Source organism: Flavobacterium sp. MR2016-29, from assembly GCF_015350695.1.
Classification (GTDB): Bacteria; Bacteroidota; Bacteroidia; order Flavobacteriales; family Flavobacteriaceae; genus Flavobacterium.
In genome coordinates this window covers 91,351-111,432 of sequence record NZ_JADKPU010000001.1, presented here as the reverse complement: position 1 = coordinate 111,432, position 20,082 = coordinate 91,351, and the positions used below count along the sequence as shown (strand labels likewise).

The 20,082-nt window shown below is 31.6% G+C and carries 18 protein-coding genes and 1 tRNA gene; 11 read left to right on the top strand and 8 right to left on the bottom strand.

The annotated features are described in order from the left end of the window. Positions 1–21: 21 nt before the first annotated feature. Both IR010_RS00520 and IR010_RS00515 read left to right on the top strand, forming a co-directional pair. Positions 22–792 carry an SDR family oxidoreductase gene (locus tag IR010_RS00520; RefSeq protein ID WP_194566070.1) on the top strand — a complete coding sequence of 257 codons (771 nt, stop codon included), beginning with the start codon at positions 22–24 and terminating at the stop codon, positions 790–792. 170 nt (positions 793–962) lie between these two features. Then, entirely contained in the window at positions 963–1,154 is a 192-nt protein-coding gene (locus IR010_RS00515) for a hypothetical protein (RefSeq protein ID WP_029270327.1), read from the top strand. Between the two features lie 58 nt (positions 1,155–1,212). Here IR010_RS00515 and IR010_RS00510 read toward each other — a convergent pair whose 3' ends face one another. The 4 genes from IR010_RS00510 to IR010_RS00495 all read right to left on the bottom strand — a co-directional run bounded on the left by IR010_RS00510 (position 1,213) and on the right by IR010_RS00495 (position 4,202). Further along, positions 1,213–1,599 (bottom strand): VOC family protein, encoded by a 387-nt coding sequence (locus IR010_RS00510; protein WP_194600662.1) that lies wholly within the window; start codon positions 1,597–1,599, stop codon positions 1,213–1,215. 136 nt (positions 1,600–1,735) lie between these two features. Then, on the bottom strand, positions 1,736–2,932 hold the full coding sequence (locus IR010_RS00505; RefSeq protein ID WP_194566066.1) for a PQQ-binding-like beta-propeller repeat protein: 1,197 nt from the start codon (positions 2,930–2,932) through the stop codon (positions 1,736–1,738). A 344-nt stretch (positions 2,933–3,276) separates the two neighbouring features. Next, positions 3,277–3,738 carry a MarR family winged helix-turn-helix transcriptional regulator gene (locus tag IR010_RS00500; protein WP_194566063.1) on the bottom strand — a complete coding sequence of 154 codons (462 nt, stop codon included), beginning with the start codon at positions 3,736–3,738 and terminating at the stop codon, positions 3,277–3,279. 104 nt (positions 3,739–3,842) lie between these two features. Next, on the bottom strand, positions 3,843–4,202 hold the full coding sequence (locus IR010_RS00495) for a VOC family protein (protein WP_194566061.1): 360 nt from the start codon (positions 4,200–4,202) through the stop codon (positions 3,843–3,845). A gap of 288 nt (positions 4,203–4,490) precedes the next feature. On the opposite strand from IR010_RS00495, the gene IR010_RS00490 reads away from it, so the two are divergent. The 3 genes from IR010_RS00490 (at position 4,491) to IR010_RS00480 (ending at position 6,599) form a co-directional block, all read left to right on the top strand. Then, on the top strand, positions 4,491–5,174 hold the full coding sequence (locus tag IR010_RS00490; RefSeq protein WP_194600660.1) for a hypothetical protein: 684 nt from the start codon (positions 4,491–4,493) through the stop codon (positions 5,172–5,174). Positions 5,175–5,220: 46 nt separating this feature from the next. Next, a complete protein-coding gene (locus IR010_RS00485; RefSeq protein WP_194600658.1) occupies positions 5,221–6,150 on the top strand; it encodes a DUF2268 domain-containing putative Zn-dependent protease in 930 nt (309 codons plus the stop codon). Between the two features lie 89 nt (positions 6,151–6,239). Next, on the top strand, positions 6,240–6,599 hold the full coding sequence (locus tag IR010_RS00480) for a hypothetical protein (RefSeq protein WP_194600655.1): 360 nt from the start codon (positions 6,240–6,242) through the stop codon (positions 6,597–6,599). A 76-nt stretch (positions 6,600–6,675) separates the two neighbouring features. Here the strand turns inward: IR010_RS00480 and IR010_RS00475 are convergent. Beyond that, positions 6,676–6,750 (bottom strand) — tRNA-Val (locus IR010_RS00475). Between the two features lie 264 nt (positions 6,751–7,014). Here IR010_RS00475 and IR010_RS00470 point away from each other — a divergent pair. Then, positions 7,015–8,805: an ABC transporter ATP-binding protein gene (locus IR010_RS00470; protein ID WP_029270334.1), complete on the top strand. Its 1,791-nt coding sequence runs from the start codon at positions 7,015–7,017 to the stop codon at positions 8,803–8,805. Positions 8,806–8,875: 70 nt separating this feature from the next. Here the strand turns inward: IR010_RS00470 and IR010_RS00465 are convergent, their stop codons facing one another. Beyond that, the gene (locus tag IR010_RS00465; RefSeq protein WP_194600653.1) at positions 8,876–10,042 is read right to left on the bottom strand and encodes a proline dehydrogenase family protein; all 1,167 of its coding nucleotides are present in this window, start codon (positions 10,040–10,042) and stop codon (positions 8,876–8,878) included. Between the two features lie 276 nt (positions 10,043–10,318). Here IR010_RS00465 and aroB point away from each other — a divergent pair, with 276 nt between their 5' ends. The 5 genes from aroB (at position 10,319) to recQ (ending at position 16,854) form a co-directional block, all read left to right on the top strand. Then, positions 10,319–11,386, top strand: a complete 1,068-nt coding sequence (gene aroB, locus IR010_RS00460; protein WP_194600651.1) for a 3-dehydroquinate synthase — start codon at positions 10,319–10,321, stop codon at positions 11,384–11,386. A 303-nt stretch (positions 11,387–11,689) separates the two neighbouring features. Next, a complete protein-coding gene (locus IR010_RS00455) occupies positions 11,690–13,093 on the top strand; it encodes a decarboxylase (protein ID WP_029270343.1) in 1,404 nt (467 codons plus the stop codon). A 104-nt stretch (positions 13,094–13,197) separates the two neighbouring features. After that, positions 13,198–14,166, top strand: a complete 969-nt coding sequence (locus tag IR010_RS00450; protein ID WP_007811609.1) for a deoxyhypusine synthase family protein — start codon at positions 13,198–13,200, stop codon at positions 14,164–14,166. A 9-nt stretch (positions 14,167–14,175) separates the two neighbouring features. After that, entirely contained in the window at positions 14,176–14,586 is a 411-nt protein-coding gene (locus IR010_RS00445; RefSeq protein ID WP_029270347.1) for a hypothetical protein, read from the top strand. 156 nt (positions 14,587–14,742) lie between these two features. Further along, positions 14,743–16,854, top strand: coding sequence for a DNA helicase RecQ (gene recQ, locus IR010_RS00440; protein WP_194600650.1), 2,112 nt, complete (start codon positions 14,743–14,745; stop codon positions 16,852–16,854). Positions 16,855–16,939: 85 nt separating this feature from the next. Here the strand turns inward: recQ and IR010_RS00435 are convergent, their stop codons facing one another. Next, on the bottom strand, positions 16,940–17,455 hold the full coding sequence (locus IR010_RS00435; RefSeq protein WP_194566049.1) for a DinB family protein: 516 nt from the start codon (positions 17,453–17,455) through the stop codon (positions 16,940–16,942). 41 nt (positions 17,456–17,496) lie between these two features. Next, positions 17,497–20,082, bottom strand: a complete 2,586-nt coding sequence (locus tag IR010_RS00430) for a phosphoenolpyruvate carboxylase (RefSeq protein WP_194600648.1) — start codon at positions 20,080–20,082, stop codon at positions 17,497–17,499.

Below are 20,082 nucleotides of genomic sequence, written 5' to 3'. Positions count from 1 at the left end.
CAATTATTTAAAAACAACAAAATGAGCAAATTAAAAAATAAGGTAACTGTAGTTACAGGAGGCAATAGCGGTATCGGTTTTGGTATTGCAGAAGCATTTAGAAATGAAGGCGCTGTCGGAACAGTTGCAGGAAGAAATAAAACAACATTAAACACTGCTATTGAAGCGTTGGGGACAGATTTTATAGCTGTTTCAGGTGATGTCACCAATGGAAGTGATTTAGAAAATATCTTCAAGAAAACATTTGAAAAATTTGGAAAAATTGATGCCTTGGTCGTAAATGCAGGAGGTGTTGTAGACGGTGTTCCAATGGGAAGCATAAATGATACTACAGAAGAAAGCTATGATAGTTATATGGATTTAAACCTGAAAAGTGCTTATTTCACGGTACAAAAATCACTTCCGTATCTAAATGATGGCGCTTCGATTATATTAATTGGATCTAGTGCGGCGCATCGTGCAGCGCCGGGAATGGCAATTTATGCTGCTGCAAAAGCAGCTATTATATCATTGGCAAAAGGTTTATCATTAGATTTATTGTCAAGAAACATAAGGGTTAATGCGCTATCGCCTGGCTCAATCGATACGCCTGTTTTCGGAAAATTAGTGCCCGAAGAACAATTAGAGCAGGTAAAACAACTTTGGATCGATATTACTCCTGTTGGCAGACAAGGACTTCCGTCTGATATTGGAAAAGCTGCCGTATTTTTAGCATCAGATGATTCAGCTTTTATAGTGGGTACAGAAATACTTTCTGATGGGGGTTTAACTAATATTAGCCTAATGAAATAATTTTATAAGACATAAAAAAATTAATTTAAAAACCTTCAAAGTCATTGATTTTGGAGGTTTTATCTTTAATTCTCTCAATTTCAACATTTAATCACTCGTTAAATTTTAGTTAGAATATTTCTTATATTCGTTTCATGAAAAGGAAATCGACTTATTAAAATTGAAAAATTATGGAAAATAAAAAATTACTATCGTTTACTTTTTGGATTGTAGCAATTATTTTGGGCGTAACATTGTTCAAGCAATTCGATTTTAAAAATTTAAAATTTGAGAAAACAGGTTTAGCTATTGTTTACATAATTGCTTTTTTAATCTCCGTTTTCGTTCTAGTTAGAAACTACAGAAATCGCTCTGAAAAATAAAAAGGGTCCCGTATTTTTTTTAGAAAATAAGATTTGCCAAAACGAAGAGAACTCCACCTTATAAGATATAACCAATTTCCCAAACGTGTCCAAACGGATCTTTTAATTTACCAATTCTCCAATCCTCTTCGGTTTTGATGGGGCAAATTTCTTTTGCACCAAATTTTAGTGCTTTTTCAAATATCTCGTCTGCATTTTTAGTTTCCAAAATGATTCTTATCGGGCTATTTGATTTTATATCAGGTTTCAAATTTCCATTGCAACGTTCTTCATCACTCAAATAAAATACGGCACTCTCAATCTCAATAACTGAAAATATTTTTTGATTTTCTAATTCAAACCTTTTTGTCTCTATGGCTCCAAAGGCTGATTTATAAAATTCTATTGCTTTTATGCCATCCTGTACTGTCAAAAAAGGCTTTATAGTTGTTTTAATATCATTCATAAACGTTGATTTTAGATTAATTCTATCAGTTTATATTTTTTTTGATAAAAGCGTTAATTAATATTCACATACCACATTATTCAAAAATGAAATATTAAAAAAAGCCATCTCAGTATTGAGACAGCTTGCTTTTTTGTTATCGAATTTTTTTTATGTATGCACTGTAAACATTGTCTTTAATAGAGGTTCGAAGATAAACTTCGTTTTCGTCTTTTGTTTTAAATTCAAATTGAATTAAGGCAGCATCAGAATAATAAAATAAAGAATCATCATCAGCAAATTCAAGATTTGAAATAGGTTTGGTTGTTAATTTTACTTCAGAAGCTATTTCACCATTGGTTATGTCTAATTGAAAAAGTTTTGCCTTATGAGTGTATCCCCAAATATTATCACTTTCCTCAAGGATGTATTCTACATTATCTCCCTTAAAATCAGTTTTCCAAATCTGTGTTCCTGTTTTCGAATCCAGACCGTAAATAGAAGAGACTTCTGGTCCTTGTGCTGCAAAATATATTTTTTTGTCTTTGCAAAGTATACGTTCTTTGACATTACTCTGATTTTCATCTAATTTAAATTGCCATAAAATATCTGGTTTATTAGGACTTAAGGCAAAAATCACATTTTTTTCATTTGCTATAAATACATTTTCGCCGTCTGTAACAGGTTTTCCATGCAACGATTCTTCAAAGTCTTTATGATAAATAAGTTCTCCCGTATTTGCTTCAAAACAATAGAAATTAGACCCGCTTTGAGTATAAACCTTGTTGTCAAAAACGAGAACCGGAATATCATTATTTGACGAATCTAACTTGTAGTTCCATATTAAACTGCCGTCTTTTGTATCAAGTGCGTAAATATTGCCATTTTGAGAAGTTATATACAACTTTCCGCCATTTATGACTGGAATTTGATCTTTTAGCACAATTTGATCAGTAATATTACCTAACCTTGCTTTCCAAAAAATATCACCAGTCTGGTTATCTACTGCGAAAATTTCACCATTAATAAACGGTACGTATACTACACCATCTTTTAGCGTTATTGCATTTGCACACATTTCAGTATAGGCGTCCGAAGCTTTTACAGTCCAGCCAATTTGTTCGGATTCTAAATCAAATGAAAACAGAGAACCGTCATAATCATATATCAGGATTGATGCTTCGTCTAATGGTGCTTTTTTAAGCGGATTTATGACTTTATTAGAGACCATTTCAGTAGGTGGCAAAGCTTTATTATTAGAATTAGCTTTGCTTGGTTTTGAAGCGGCAGGCGCTTGCCCAAACATATTTATAACAGTAAATACAAATAAAAGAGTAATTATTATTTTTTTCATTTTTAAAATTTGGGGGTTGATAATTTGATTTTCTTTTTCAATACTATAGTTGCCGAAAAAACAATATCTATGTCAAATATAGTTAAAAAATATTATAGCGATTTAGAAGTTATAACGTGTTAAATGACAGATTTGAGTTTTAAAATAGGGAATAAAGTAAAGAAAAGATTTGAAAAATGATTCTATTCCCAATTATCCGATTCTGAAACAAAATCCATAAAAAAACCCCTTAATTTCTTAAGAAGTATCTTTATTGTATTTATGGTATTCAATAGTCTCACCTATTTTTATAAATTTTTCAAAACAAAAAATAAATATTAATGAGTGTATTTTAGAAGCAATATTTATTCATTTTTATTTTCATCAATAAGTTTTACCATATTAGAATTGAATGAAGAAAGATTTTCGTCTAATGCAGCGAAGAAATCAAGATCAGCATTTTCTACTTCAACGATTGCTTTTTGCAAAACGTTTTCTCCAACAGTTGTTAGTCGAATCGTTTTTGCTCTTGTGTCGGTTTCGTGCTCTTGACGTGTTACAAAACCTTTTTCTTCCAACGTTCGCAATACTTTTGAAACCATCATTCTATCAGCATTACTTTGATTCGCAATGTCAACCTGTGTTACAGAATTGCTTTTTTTTGAAAGCCAGCCCAACGCTGCAAGCAATACAAATTGCGTCTGTGTTAAATCTAATGGATCTAAAACTTTTTTAAGTTTACGCTGCCATAGCATTGTCAGTTGGCCAAGCAAATAGCCTGGACTATCTTTTGGACTTTTAAAATGAAAATTAATTTCTTTAGTCATAATGATATTGAAACATTTTGTCAATATTAAATCAAAATCTCGTTTATTCAAAGATGTTAGGCTTAAATTACGAAAAAACTGGTTTCAAAAGTAATAGTTTACTTTTATTTTGTCTCCAAAAAAGTAAGTTTATAACCGTCAAGGTCTTTTACGTGAAATGCTCTTCCAAAAGGTGTTTCTATAATTGGTCCCACTGTGGTTAATCCATTCGCTATAAATTTCTCTTTTAATTCGTCTACATTTTCGTTAACTGCAAACCAAAGAGCAACACCAATTCCTAATTCTTTATCTTCAATTGGTTCAAGAGGTGTACGAATAGCAAAACTTGCCTGCCCTTCATTGTATTTAAAAATACAAGCTTGCGGATTGGTATTACCAATCTCAAATCCTATTTTTTTTTCATAGAAGTCTTTTGATGCTTCTAAATTTTTTACTTGTAACGATGCAAAGGTTAATTCTCTCATTTTTAATAAAATTAAATTGTTGTCGCAAATATAATATACATGACAACAATACACAAAATATTTTAAAGATTTCTTTTTAAATTTTAAATTATGAATTGTACTAGTCAAAAATCTGTTTAAGAGAATGATGAAAAATCATTTCTATCTATCAGAAGATGCTAATAAACTGTAGTATAAATATTTCTTATATTCGCTTATAAAAAGTCATCTGATAACTTAAAACCGACTAAAAAACTTGTATTAATGTCATTTATACAAGAACAACCCTGTTGTGTGTAAGCTAAAAAAATGAAAAAAAATATTTTAATATTGATTTTGATAGCAACTTGGCTTTTATCCTGTAAGCAAGATAATAACGCAATACCAAATACTGTCGATAAAGAAACTTTATATTCTGTAAAAAATATCCAAAGCAAAAAACGATTGACTAATCATAACGATAAGGATATTTACACTAAATATAAGTATATAGATTCTAACGGTGCAAGCCTTATAATACAAAATAGCTTTCCAAAAGGTGGAAACAAATATACAGATCCAAATAGAGTGCAATATGTTTATGCTGTATTTTGGACTCGAATAACCAATGAAACAGATAATTCTCTTGAATTAAAGATTGACTTTCCCATAGATTCTTATGAGATTCCAGCTTTGCCAGGTAAATATTATAAAACATTGATTCCGTCAGACACGATGACAATTGAAAAAGCACCTTTATTTAATTATGGCTTAACCAATTTAGAATCATTTTTAGACAATAATATTCACAAATCACCTTCGTTGAAAAGAATTATTAAGCCAAAAGAATCCAGCGGTTTTTATGTCGTAGTACTCCGCTTGACTGGAGGAACACAATATGGCATTTTGCGAACAGAACTCAGCCTAAAAGGGCAAAATCTTTTTTATAAAATTAGGGATAAGGAAATTCATTGCGGAAGTATTAATTTAAAAAATTTAACGTTACATAAATAAACATAAGCCACCAAACTCTATTAAAAAAATGTTTTAAAATTCAGATATGAAGTTAAACCTTATTTTCACAACACTTTTAATTATTTTTTCTAATTTTCTTTTTGGGCAAAGTAATTTCTCAGACAATCCTTTAGATGCAGTATTTGAGACAAAAGATTCAAAAAATTTTTGGGAAGCATTTGACAAGATGGAGAAATCAAAACAAAACACATTTATTGACTACATGCAAAAAGGTTCTCTAGGTGTTAAAGGATTTACTGAAAACAGAATAATAAATGCAGACTCACTTTTTGCTGTTGTAAAGAAAAGAAAAGCAGATTATGAACTTTCAAGGAATGTTTTAGATGATATTTCTTCCAAGGAAAAGAGAGTACGGGCTATTTATAGTTCTCTAAAATATTGGTATCCAAATGCCAAATTTCCTCCAATTTATTTTGTTTATGGAAGGTTTAATTCAGGTGGAACTTCTTCTCCTGATGGAATTATTATAGGGACAGAAATGCTTAAAAATTTGGATGGCGTTTCAGGTTTAATAGCGCACGAACTTATTCACTATCAGCAAAAAATAACAGGAAAAGATATGCTTTTGAAATGGTGTTTGCTTGAAGGCGGCGCAGACTTTATTGGTGAGCTTATTTCTGGAGAATTAATAAACAAGTTTGAATATAAATATGGAGAACAAAACCAAGATAAATTATGTCAGGAATTTGTTTCGAGATTAAAAAATGCGGATTATCAGGATTGGCTATACGGAACATCTAAAAAAGATGACAGACCAAATGATTTGGGATATTGGATAGGATATAAAATAACAGAATCTTATTTCAATAAACAAAAAGACAAACAAAAAGCAATTGAAGAAATATTAAATATAAAGGACCCGATGCAGTTTTTAAAACAAAGTGGCTTTTTAGATGTATATATTGAAAAGTATCAAAAATCAAAAAAAGAAAGTTTTGATGAATTTTTTAAATAACGAAACTCAGCTATAGACGATCTTTATGAAATCTTGTAAATGAGTTATACGTGATATGGGATCAATATAATTAAAACTAATCTTTAAAAATGGGAATACTTCAAAAAATATTTGGAAAATCAAAACCGAAAAATCCTGAAGATAATTTTTTAGTGACAATTACTAAAGAGTTTATTAGAGTTGAACATACGGAGCGAAAAACCGAAGAAATTTTATGGAATGATATTAAAGAAATAAAATTAATAAATACAGAGGATGGGCCTTTTTTACCGGATGTTTGGTTAGCATTGCTTGGCGAAAATTCAGGATGCTTAATTCCACATGGTGCTAAAGGATTTGAAGCGGTTTATGACATCATATCAAAATATGAAAATTTCAATTTCGATAATTTTATTTCTTCAATGTCGTGCACATATAATGAAGAATTTTTATTGTGGAAAAAGGAATGAATAAGTTAATATGAGATTATCGAATAGATAGATACAAAACAAAAAAACTCCTTAATTTCTTAAGGAGTTTTTTTTGTGGGCGATGAGGGGTTCGAACCCCCGACCCCCTCGGTGTAAACGAGGTGCTCTGAACCAGCTGAGCTAATCGCCCTATTTTAATAGGTTGCTATCATTATCTGATTGCGAGTGCAAATATACAGCTAGAATTTGTATTTGCAAGTGTTTTTTGAAATAAATTGAATTATTTTTTACTGTTTTTATTTACTAATCTATTTTTCAGCTTTTTAAAAAATAAATAAAAGTTGGTATTTTCTAATTTTAAGTTAAAAATCAAAATCTGAAAGCGTAATTGATAATATTCTTTTGTATTCATTCGCTATAATCATACATTTGCATACCTTAATTGTATACTCAAATGGCTAGATATCAAGAAAACGATTTACCTAAAGCTAAATTAGACTCTAACTCACTTCAAAAAGCACTCAGAATTTTTAAATATGGAAAAAATCATAAATGGAAGTTTTTTCTGGGCTTACTCTTTTTATTGCTAACAAGCGCTACTGCCCTCGCCTTTCCTAAGTTAATGGGAATGCTGGTAGATTGTGTAACCAATAAAGATCTTAGCAGAGCAAATGAAATAGCTCTTGCTCTTTTGGGAATATTGACATTACAGGCCGTTTTTTCTTTTTTCAGAATTTCGCTTTTTGTAAATTTTACTGAAAACTCATTATCAAACATTCGTTTTGCGTTGTATGAAAATCTGGTAAAACTTCCAATGTCCTTTTATTCTCAAAAACGTGTTGGTGAGTTGAATAGTAGAATCAGTGCTGATATTTCGCAGCTGCAAGATACTTTTACCACAACAATTGCTGAGTTTTTACGTCAGTTTATTTTGATAATAGGAGGATTTGTGATTTTAGGAAATATCAGTCCAAAATTAACACTGATGATGTTAGCGATTGTTCCGATAGTAGCCGTTGCTGCAGTGATTTTTGGAAGATTTATTCGTAAATACGGTAAAAAAACACAAGATAAAGTTGCAGAAAGCCAAGTAATTGTTGAAGAGACACTGCAAGGAATAAGCAATGTAAAAGCTTTTGCTAATGAATGGTACGAAATTCAGCGTTATAAGAATAAAATTAAAGAAATAGTAAAAATTGCGATTAAAGGCGGTCAATACAGAGGTTATTTTGCGTCTTTTATTATTCTGTGTCTTTTCGGATGTGTTGTTGCTGTAGTTTGGTACGGTATTACACTTACTATAAAAGGAGAAGTTGAAGGCGTTGGAGATTTAATTTCTTTCGTGCTTTATACTACTTTTATTGGAGCTTCGTTTGGAGGTATTGCAGAAATGTATGCCCAAATTCAAAAGGCAGTTGGAGCTACAGAACGTGTTTTTGAATTGCTAGAAGAAACTCCGGAGGATATTAAAGCAAACCAAAAAACTTCTGCAGTAGAAAAAATCAAAGGAATCGTTTCTTTTAATAATGTAGCCTTCAGTTATCCTTCTCGTAAGGAAGTTCAGGTTTTAAAAGATGTAAATTTTAAAGCCGATTTTGGTCAAAAAATAGCAATCGTAGGCCCAAGCGGAGCCGGAAAATCTACTATTTCTTCTTTATTATTGCGTTTTTATGATATCACTTCAGGAGAAATTCTGGTTGACGGAAAAAACATTTACGATTACGATTTAGAAAATCTTCGTGGAAACATGAGTATTGTACCCCAGGATGTAATTTTATTTGGAGGAACAATAAAAGAAAATATAGCATATGGAAAACCAGATGCAACTGACGAAGAGATTATGTTAGCAGCAAAACAAGCAAACGCCTTGAATTTTGTAGAAGGTTTTCCAGAAAAATTCGAAACTCTTGTTGGTGAACGTGGTGTAAAACTATCTGGCGGACAGCGTCAGCGTATTGCTATAGCAAGAGCTTTGCTTAAAAATCCAAGTATTTTAATTTTAGATGAAGCAACATCATCTTTAGATAGTGAAAGTGAGAAACTAGTTCAAGAAGCTTTAGAAGTTTTAATGGAAGGAAGAACAAGCATTATTATTGCACATCGTCTTTCAACTATTAGAAATGCTGATAAAATTCTAGTGCTAGATAACGGAAAAATAACTGAAGAAGGAACACATCAGGAATTAATAAATCTTGAAAATGGTATTTACAAAAACTTGAGCAATCTTCAGTTTAGTAATTCTTAAAAACGAAATTCCAATAAAAAAAGCTCCAATTAATTGGAGCTTTTTTTATATAACTGAGACTGAAACCTATTTACCCTTTCCTACGTTTACGTTCTGCTTTTATCATAGATAATTCACGGCTTGTTTGTCCGGCTACAGAAGTATTTTCTTCAGCACGGCGAATCAAGTACGGCATAACATCTTTTACAGGTCCAAATGGCAAATATTTAGCAACGTTATAACCATTTTCAGCTAAGTTGTAGCTAATATTGTCGCTCATTCCGTATAATTGTCCAAACCAGATTCTGTTATCATTTTTGGCAATTCCTTTTTGCTCCATCATTTCCATCAACTTATATGAACTCAATTCGTTATGAGTTCCTGCGAAAATTGACATTGTTTCTAAATGATCTAACATATAATGTACGGCAGCGTCGTAATTAACATCTGTCGCTTCTTTAGAAACACAAATTGGCGAAACATAGTTTTTCTCTTCTGCTCTCTTATTTTCTTTTTCCATGTAAGCACCGCGAACTAATTTCATTCCAATAAAAAAGCCTTCTTTTTTAGCGATTTCATGTAATTTTTTCAAATAATCCAAACGATCCCAACGGTACATTTGCAGCGTATTAAACACAATAGCTTTTTCTTTATTGTATTTGCGCATCATATCGGTTACCAAATCATCTGCGGCATCCTGCATCCAGCTTTCTTCACCATCAATTAATAGTGCCACATCTTTTCTGTGTGCTTCACTGCACACCTTATCAAACCGGGCTACTACTCTATCCCATTCTGCCTGTTCTGCCGGAGTCAACGTCTGTTTTTCTCCTAATTTCTCATATAGTTCAAAGCGACCTAAGCCTGTTGGCTTAAAAACCGCAAATGGAATCGCCAAACGCTCTTTAGCAAATTCAATAGTTTTTAAGGTCATTTCTAACGCCGCATCAAACTGCTCTTCCTCTTCTTTTCCTTCAACTGAATAATCTAAGACAGATGAAACGCCTTTAGTAAACATTTTATCAACCACATTTATACAGTCATCTTCGTTTACTCCTCCACAAAAATGATCAAAAACAGTCGCACGAATTAATCCTTCAACCGGAAGATGTGCTTTAATAGCAAAATTAGTTACAGCAGTTCCAATTCGTACTAAAGGTTCGCTGTCAATCATTTTAAAAAGAAAATAAGCCCTGTCAAGTTCGGTATCACTTTTAAGTGAAAATGCTACTTGAGTGTTATCGAATATTTTTTCCATTAAGTTTAGTTTTTGTGCAAAGATATAGAGTGTTTTGAATATTATTTACTAAATACCATCATATTTTTTAATATCGTTAATATGATTGCTTTTAATATTATATTATGAAGTAAAATTTTACTGCTTTATTACAGTACGACTTAAAAAATTAAATTTTAACTATTTTGATTCAAATCCTTAATTAGAATCATTCGTTTTAAAACAAATTAGAGTAAAAGTTTGAATATTATTTAGCTAAAAATGCCTTATTTTGTGGTTTTAAATAACCGACGAATTATGCAATCTATTCAAGCCAATAATTATCTAGTACATTTTAACCAGGATGCCTACGAAGCTTTAAATAAACATTTAAAAGAAAACAAATATTCTAATTTGTTTATTATAGTTGATAATGAGACAAATGAGTATTGCTTGCCAAAGTTTTTGCCTTTACTAGAAACGGATTTAAACATCGAAATAATCGAATTTGAAGCTGGAGAGGCCAATAAAAATATAGAAACCTGTATTCAAATTTGGAATGTACTTACGGAACTTGGAGCCGACAGAAAATCGCTTGTAATCAATCTTGGCGGCGGCGTAGTAACAGATTTAGGCGGTTTCGTAGCATCAACTTTCAAACGTGGCGTTGATTTTATCAATATCCCTACTACTCTATTATCTATGGTCGATGCTTCTGTTGGAGGAAAAACAGGCGTTGATTTAGGAAACCTTAAAAACCAGATCGGTGTTATAAACGTTCCTCAGATGGTTTTAATAGACACAAATTACCTTGAAACTTTGTCACAAAGTGAAATGCGCTCTGGTTTGGCAGAAATGCTAAAACATGGTCTTATATATGATGCCGTATATTGGAAACAGTTTTTAGACCTAAAAGCAATTGATTATGATTCACTCGACCAATTAATTTATCGTTCTGTTGAAATTAAAAACGATATTGTCATTCAGGATCCAACAGAGAAAAACATTCGCAAGGCGCTGAATTTTGGACATACTTTAGGCCACGCGATAGAAAGTTACTTTTTAGAAAGCGAATCAAAAAAAACATTATTACACGGTGAAGCAATTGCGATTGGGATGATTTTAGAAAGTTATATTTCATTGCATAAGAATTTAATTACTCCAGCTGAATATGATGAAATAAAAACGGCCATTAAAAGTATCTATGAAGATGTAATTGTAGAAGAAAATGATATTGAACCTATTTTAGAATTGCTTATTCACGACAAAAAAAATGAATACGGATTAATTCAATTTGCATTAATTGAAGGCATCGGAAAAATAAAAATTAATCAATCCGTTGAAAATAAATTGATTCTAGCTGCGTTTCAAGATTATAAATCTTAAACTTTTTTTAATCAAAAGCATTGCTTTAGGTATATATTATTTTTTACATTTGCCACAATGAAAACAAACAAAAAACAAAGACACTTTAGTTCTTATAGAAACCGTCTCAATAGTTCTTTACTAAGAATGTTGAACCGTTTTTATAATAGTAAAAGTCCGTTTTGTTTTGAAGTTTTTCTTTATTCGAAAGCAGAACACGAAAAACTGGAAATTGTATTTGCCAATATTAGAGTTTGAATTTTAGATTTAGCCTAAAAAATCACTAAATTTAATAAACTGCAACTTTAAAATATTGACAAATAAATGAATACAAAATATTCTGATCTAATTAATCAAACATATTACTTTCCTCAGGAGGAATTTAAACTAAACAAAGACAACCTTCAGTTTCACAACATCGATTTGATGAAATTGGTTGAACAATATGGTACCCCACTAAAATTTACCTACTTACCGCAGATTTCTGAAAATATCAACAAGGCAAAAGCTTGGTTCAGAAAATCTATGGAAAAAAACAAATACGAAGCAAAATATTATTATTGTTATTGTACAAAAAGCTCTCATTTTGAATACATTATGAATGAAGCTTTTAAAAATAACATTCATATTGAAACATCATCAGCATTTGATGTTAACATTGTTGAAAATTTGTTAGAAAATGGTAAGATCAATAAAAGTACGTATGTAATTTGTAATGGTTTTAAAAGAGATGAATACATCAGTAATATTGGTAGATTAATCAATAACGGACATAAAAATACGATTCCGATTATTGATAATTATGAAGAATTAGATCTTCTTCAGGCTGAGATTAAAGGAAAATTCAAAATCGGAATTCGGATTGCAGCTGAAGAGGAACCTAAATTTGAGTTTTATACTTCAAGATTAGGAATTGGATATAAAAACATCGTTTCTTTTTATAAAAAACAAATTCAGGAAAATGATAAATTAGAGCTGAAAATGCTTCACTTTTTCATTAATACTGGAATAAATGATACAGCATATTATTGGAATGAGTTAGTAAAATGTATAAAAGTATATATTGCGCTTAAAAAGGAATGCCCTACTCTTGATGGCTTGAACATAGGTGGCGGTTTCCCGATTAAAAACTCTCTTGCTTTCGAATATGACTATCAATATATGATTGATGAAATTATCAATCAGATTAAAATTGCATGCGATGAAGCCGAAGTTGATGTCCCTAATATTTTTACAGAATTTGGATCATTTACTGTAGGCGAAAGCGGTGGCGCTATCTATCAGATTTTGTATCAAAAGCAACAAAATGATAGAGAAAAATGGAACATGATTGATTCGTCATTCATTACCACTTTGCCTGATACTTGGGCGATAAATAAACGTTTTATTATGCTGGCTGTAAATCGCTGGAATGATACTTACGAGCGGGTTTTATTAGGAGGTTTGACTTGTGATAGTGACGATTATTACAACTCAGAACAAAATATGAACGCGATTTATCTGCCTAAATACAACAAAGAAAAGCCATTGTATATTGGTTTCTTTAATACTGGTGCGTATCAAGAAACTATTGGAGGTTACGGCGGTTTGCACCACTGTTTAATTCCACAGCCTAAACATATTTTAATAGATCGCGATGAAAACGGGATTTTAGCTACTGAGGTTTTCTCAGAACAGCAAACTTCTGATGATGTATTGAAAATTTTAGGTTACACAAAAAAAGTATAAAAAAAAACTTGCAAATTAAATGTTAATATCTATAAAATTATTAATTTGCAGTATCATCTAAAAGGTTAAACTTTAATTCAAAAAAAAACAAAAAACAAAACAAAATGAAAGGACCAATCAGTCAGTTTATTGAAAAACATTATTTACACTTTAATTCTGCTTCTTTAGTTGATGCTGCAAAAGCGTATGAACAGCAATTAGCGAACGGTGCTAAAATGATGGTAAGTATGGCTGGCGCTATGAGTACAGCAGAAATTGGTAAAATTTTTGCCGAAATAATTAGACAAGATAAAGTACAGATTATTTCTTGTACTGGAGCCAATCTAGAAGAAGATATCATGAACTTAGTGGCACACTCTCATTACGAAAGAGTGCCAAACTACCGTGATTTAACCCCAGAGGATGAATGGGCCTTGCTTGAAAGAGGATTAAACCGTGTTACAGATACTTGTATTCCGGAACATGAAGCATTTCGTCGTTTACAAAAACACATTTATAAGATCTGGAAAGATGCAGATGATAAAGGAGAACGTTATTTTCCACATGAATTCATGTACAAAATGTTATTATCTGGCGTTTTAGAAGAGTATTACGAAATAGACTTAAAAGATAGCTGGATGTATGCAGCTGCTGAGAAAAACTTGCCTATTATTGTTCCAGGTTGGGAAGACAGTACAATGGGAAATATCTTTGCTTCATACGTAATAAAAGGAGATTTGAAAGCTTCTACCATGAAATCAGGAATTGAATACATGACATTCCTTGCTGATTGGTATCCAAAAAACAGCACAAACGGTATTGGATTTTTCCAAATTGGTGGTGGTATTGCTGGAGATTTTCCAATCTGTGTGGTGCCAATGCTGTATCAAGATATGGAAATGCACGATATTCCGTTTTGGAGTTATTTCTGCCAAATTTCAGATTCAACAACAAGTTACGGTTCATATTCTGGAGCTGTGCCAAACGAGAAAATCACTTGGGGTAAATTAGATATCAAAACCCCTAAATTTATTATTGAATCGGATGCTACGATTGTTGCACCGTTAATTTTTGCATATTTATTAGATTTATAGGATAATTTTATGAAAAGAGTTATAGTAGACTACGCTAAACTTACCAACGAAATTTTGAACCTATTGGTAGAAAAATTTCCTGATGGTTATGATGATTCGGATGTTATCCGTTTTAGAAATGCTAAAAACGAATTGATCGAAGCTGTTGAAGTTCGTACTGAAGACACTATTTATTTAGTAAAAATTAGTACTAAACTTGCTGACAGAATCGAAAATTACGACGAAGACGATGATATCGATGTTGATGTTGATACAATCGAACCAGTAAAAGGTCTTGATCTTGATGATGATATTGACGACGACGATGACGATGATGCAATAGATAAACCGGATACTGATGGTGGAGATGATGATGACGATGACGACAAAGATCCAGATGATATTGCTGACGAAGATGATGATGAAGACGATGAAGATTAATTTATCTCTTTCAAAATAATTTAAAGGAACTCAATTCGGGTTCCTTTTTTTATTGAACACTAATACAAATTTGCACTTCTTTAAATAATAAATTAAGTATTTTTATAATTTATAAGAAATTTCTTTAAATTTAATATTTAAAATATAACTGCCCAAATGAATACAGAATTATTACACGCCAAATTAAAAGAAAATTTTGGTTTTGAAAAGTTTAGACCAAATCAGGAAACTATTATAAACACCATTCTTTCCGGACAAGATACTCTTGCAATTATGCCAACGGGCGGAGGTAAATCGATTTGTTTTCAATTACCAGCTTTAGTACTGCCAGGTATTACAATTGTTATTTCGCCTTTAATAGCTTTAATGAAAGATCAGGTCGATAGCTTGAAAACTAACGGAATTACAGCTTGTTACATAAACAGCAGCCAATCTAGTGAAGAACAGCAATATTATATTGATAATTTAAAATCGAATACTTTTAAGCTTGTTTATATTGCACCAGAAAGTTTATCATATTTAGATGCTGTTTTTAATGAATTGACAATCAGCTTAATTGCAATTGATGAAGCGCATTGTATTTCATCTTGGGGGCATGATTTTAGGCCAGCTTATACTAATTTGGGTTATTTAAAAAGCCGCTTCCCTTCTACTCCAGTTTTAGCATTGACTGCAACTGCCGATAAAGCAACTCGTACAGATATTACGAAACAATTAAAATTAAAAAATCCAAAAATTTTTATTGCTTCCTTTGATAGAAAAAACTTGAGTTTGGAAGTTCGTCCAGCTTTAGACAGGGTAAAGCAAATCATAGAGTTTGTAGAAAATAAACCGAATGAATCTGGAATTATTTATTGCCTCAGCAGAAAAACGACTGAAGAATTAGCTGATAAATTAAAGAAAAATGGAATTTCTGCCAAAGCTTATCATGCCGGTTTAGAAAATAGTCTTCGTGCTAAAACGCAAGATGAATTTATTAATGACGATTGTCAGGTAGTTTGTGCTACAATTGCCTTTGGGATGGGAATTGATAAATCAAATGTGCGCTGGGTGATACATTATAATTTGCCTAAAAATATTGAAGGTTATTATCAGGAAATTGGTCGTGCTGGCCGCGATGGATTGCCAGCAGAAACAGTTCTATTTGAAAGTTATGCGGATGTTATTCAGCTTCAGAAATTTGCTTCGGACGGATTAAATTCTGACGTGCAGCTTGCCAAATTAGACAGAATGAAGCAATACGCAGATGCATTAAGCTGCAGACGAAAAATTCTTCTTTCGTATTTTGGAGAATTAGTAACTGAGAATTGCGGTAATTGCGACATCTGTAAAAATCCTCCAGTTTTTTTTGATGGAACAATTTTAGCACAGAAAGCACTCTCAGCGATTAGCCGTCTGCAAGAATCTGAACCTTTGGCGGTAATTGTAGATTTTTTGAGAGGCTCGAGAAACGCGTATATCTACGAAAAAAATTATCAAAGCTTAAAAACGTACGGAATAGGCGCTGATATTTCTTGGTACGACTGGAATCAATATCTAATTCAGCTTATAAATCTAGGTTATTGCGAAATTGCTTTTCATCAGCATAATAAAATTCTTCTAACGCCCTTTGCCAGAAAAGTTTTATTTGAAGGAGAGAAAGTAAAATTAACAACTGTTGTTAAAAAAGCAATTGATAAAAACGAAATTAAGGAAGCAAAAGCAAAAACAACTAAAATTACTCTTTTTGAGATACTTAGAAAATTACGTTATGAAATTTCTAAAGATGAAGAAGTTCCTGCCTATGTAATTTTTAGCGATGCTGCTTTAAGGCAAATGGAAAATACACGCCCAATGAGCGATGAAGAATTTCTTGCAATAGATGGTGTTGGTAAAGCAAAATTAGAAAAATATGGTCAGGAATTCATAGATGCAATTGTTTACTTTGAAAATGCAAAAAAGAAAGCAAAGGCGAAGACTAAAAAAGAAGGCAACACATATAAAACAACCTTAGAGCTTTTTGAAAACGGTAATACAATTGCAGAAATTGCAGAAAAAAGAAATCTAGGGCAGACTACCATAGTTTCTCACTTGGCAAAATTATATGTTGACGGACATGATTTTGACTTAAGTCAATTTATTTCTGATGAAGAAGTATTAATGCTGCATAAAGCGCAAGTTGAACTTGAATATCCGACAGCTTTAAAGCCATATTATGATCATTTTGAAGAAAAACTATCTTACGATAAAATTAGGTTTGGTCTTGCTATTGTTGAAAGAAATAAGTAATTATCTCATTCTATACATTACAAAAAACAAAAAATCCTGTGAATAAACTTCACAGGATTTTTTATTTTTTTATTTTTAAGACTTCTTATAAATACCTTTCCTTGAAAACTTTTTGATGATGTTTTTGGTGACCAATAATAACAAAACCTAAAGCTCTTACAGAAATTGGATTGTTTGAAGCTGTTCCAATTCGTTTAAGCTGTTCTTCAGATAAACTTTTATAAAACAATAAAGTAGAATGTCTTAAGGCCGACAGTTCCGTAAGCAAATCTTGAATACTTCTGTTATTTGAATTTGTATTATTTGCATAATCATCTTCTTCAAAACTAGCCAAAGGTGTTTTATCATTTCTTGAAAATCGTAAAGCGCGGTAAGAAAAAATACGTTCAGAATCTATAAGATGTTGAATAATATCTTTGATTGTCCACTTTCCTTCTGCATAACGATAATCAAATTTGTCCATTGGAATATCTTGAACAAATCGAATAAAACCATGTAAAGAAATCTCTAACTCTTCAATTAAATTTACATCTCCAGCTTCTTGGATATAAGTTGTAAATCCGCCTGAATATTCATTTTCTGATAATTGGTCTGAATTCATTTTAGACAATTTTTAATTTGTTATATAAATAAATTAACTTTTTAAGCTGAATTTCTACTAGCATTGGTATTTCCAAAAAGTGATCTGGTAACGATTTTTTCGTATACTTTAATCAATTCCTCATTAACGTTATTTTCTTTATTCAATTCGTTAATTTTCAATAATGCATATTGTTGTATTGTCAACAATGGCAATACAATACGTTCTCTTACTTGAATTGATGCTATACCATCAGGATAATTTTCCATCAAGGTTTTATGACCTGCAATTTTCAACAAAAGACGTTTCGTTTCAGAAAACTCGTCGTAAATGATCTGCCAAAATTCACCAAATTCAGGATCTTTTCTCATGTAAGCTGTTAGGGGTAAAAATGATTTTGCCAATGACATCATACTGTTTTCTAAAAGCGTTTTAAAGAACAAAGAGTTGTGATATAAATCTTGAACTTTATCCCATTGACCGCTTTCTTCGAAGTATTTTAAAGCTGTTCCTACTCCAAAGAATCCAGGTACATTTTGTTTTAATTGACTCCAAGAACCAACAAAAGGAATTGCTCTTAAATCAGCGAAATCCAACGATTCTGATTTGCTTCTTTTTGAAGGACGGCTTCCAATATTTGTTTTAGAGTAATATTTCAGGGTACTCATCTTCTCTAGATACGGAATGAACTTTGGATGATTTTTAAAGCTTAAATATTTTTCATATCCTAAACCAGCCAATTGTGTCAAAATCTGAGTTTCTTCAGCAGTCAGCTCATTTTTACCTTTGCTGAAAACCTGATTAGTCACTCCGGCACTCAATAAGTTTTCAATATTATAACGGCATGAATCTAAAGTTCCAAAATTAGAACTGATAGTTTGTCCTTGAACCGTTATTTGAATTTCGTTATTTTCAATTTTTGGACCTAGAGAAGCATAGAATTTATGTGTTTTTCCACCACCACGTGCTGGAGGCCCACCTCGACCATCAAAGAAAATAGCTTTTATACCATATTTTCTAGAAATTTCAGTTAAAGAAATTTTTGCTTGATAAATACTCCAGTTGGCCATCAAGTAACCTCCGTCTTTTGTTCCGTCAGAGAAACCTAACATGATCGTTTGTTTGTTGCCACGTTCCTTTAAATGCTTAGCATACTCCGGATTCGTATATAACTGCTCCATAATTTGATGTGCATTTTGCAAATCGTCAACAGATTCAAAAAGCGGAATAATATCAACTGTTGGATTTTCCCAATTATTCAAACGAATCATTGCGAATGTCTCCATTACGTTTAATGCACTTTCATTATTACTGATAATGTAACGGTTAGCTCCAAATTCGCCATTGGCTTTTTGAATAGTTTTAATAGCCTGAACCGACTCTAAAGTAGATTTAGTTATTTCATCATCAAAATCATTTGGATTTAAATCGCCCTTTACTTTTGATAAAACTACTAATTTATCTGCTTCAGATAATTCGAAATAATTTGCAGGGAAAATTGCAGAACCTGAATTTAAATAATGATTTACGACATCTTTAAATACTAAATCGTGAATTTTGCTGTTTTGACGAATATCTAAAGTCGCAAAATGAAATCCAAATAAATTAATTTTAACCAAAAACGCTTCTAATTCATCTAGATAAAGTGATTGGTGTTTTTCTATAATAATGGTTCTAATTTTATTTAATTGCGAAAGCATTTCCTCTAAAGTAATATAAATTTCACCTTTTGAATAAAATACAGAACGGTAAAGTTTATGTTCAAGTTCAGACACCAAAGTGTCTACACCTGAGAATGTTAACTTTCGTTTTAAATTTCTCATTTCAACATAATAACACTTCAAAATTGAAGTACGCAAACGATCTGCAACTTTTAAAGTAATTTCTGTTGTAACAAAAGGATTTCCATCACGGTCTCCTCCTGGCCAAAATCCAAGCTTGATCAATTGATTTTGAATAGCATTTCCTTGAAGAATATTTTTCTGCAAATAGTGAACAATTTCACCAGAAGTTGCATAAAATACATTTTCTAAATACCATATTAATGAAACCGCTTCATCATAAGGATTTGGTTTTTCGTTTTGAATAAAAGGAGTTTTACCCAGCTGCGCCAATAACTGCTTAATCTGTAACAAATCATTCAAACGAATTGCTTCAGTTAAATCATTTATAATTCCTAAAACAGGCCCAGGATAAAATTGGGTAGGGTGCGCTGTTAAAACAGTTCTGACGTTAAAGTTTTCAAGAAATTCTATCAATTCGTCGTCTTTCTCTTTCGCATCTGATTTTTCTTTAATATCACGCAAAGAGCCACGCCCTTCCATGTTATTTACTTCAGGAAAAGCTGCATCTTCAATAGCATCAAACAATACAATCTGACGTTCTATATACTGGATAAATCGAAACATTAAGTCGATTTTTTCAGTCTCTGATGCGTTGTTTAAGTATTTTTGAGAAAAGAAATCAAAAATTTCTTTTGGAGTTTCTTGTTTTTTAAATCCCGTTTCGCAAGTTTCTGTAAATAAAGGCAGTAAAACCCCTGTATTATCTATAGAATCAAATGGCAATGTTATAAAAACACTATTATAAATGTGGTATTTAGAGAGAACGTCTTTATTAAAACGCTCAATTTTTGGTAACGTGTACAT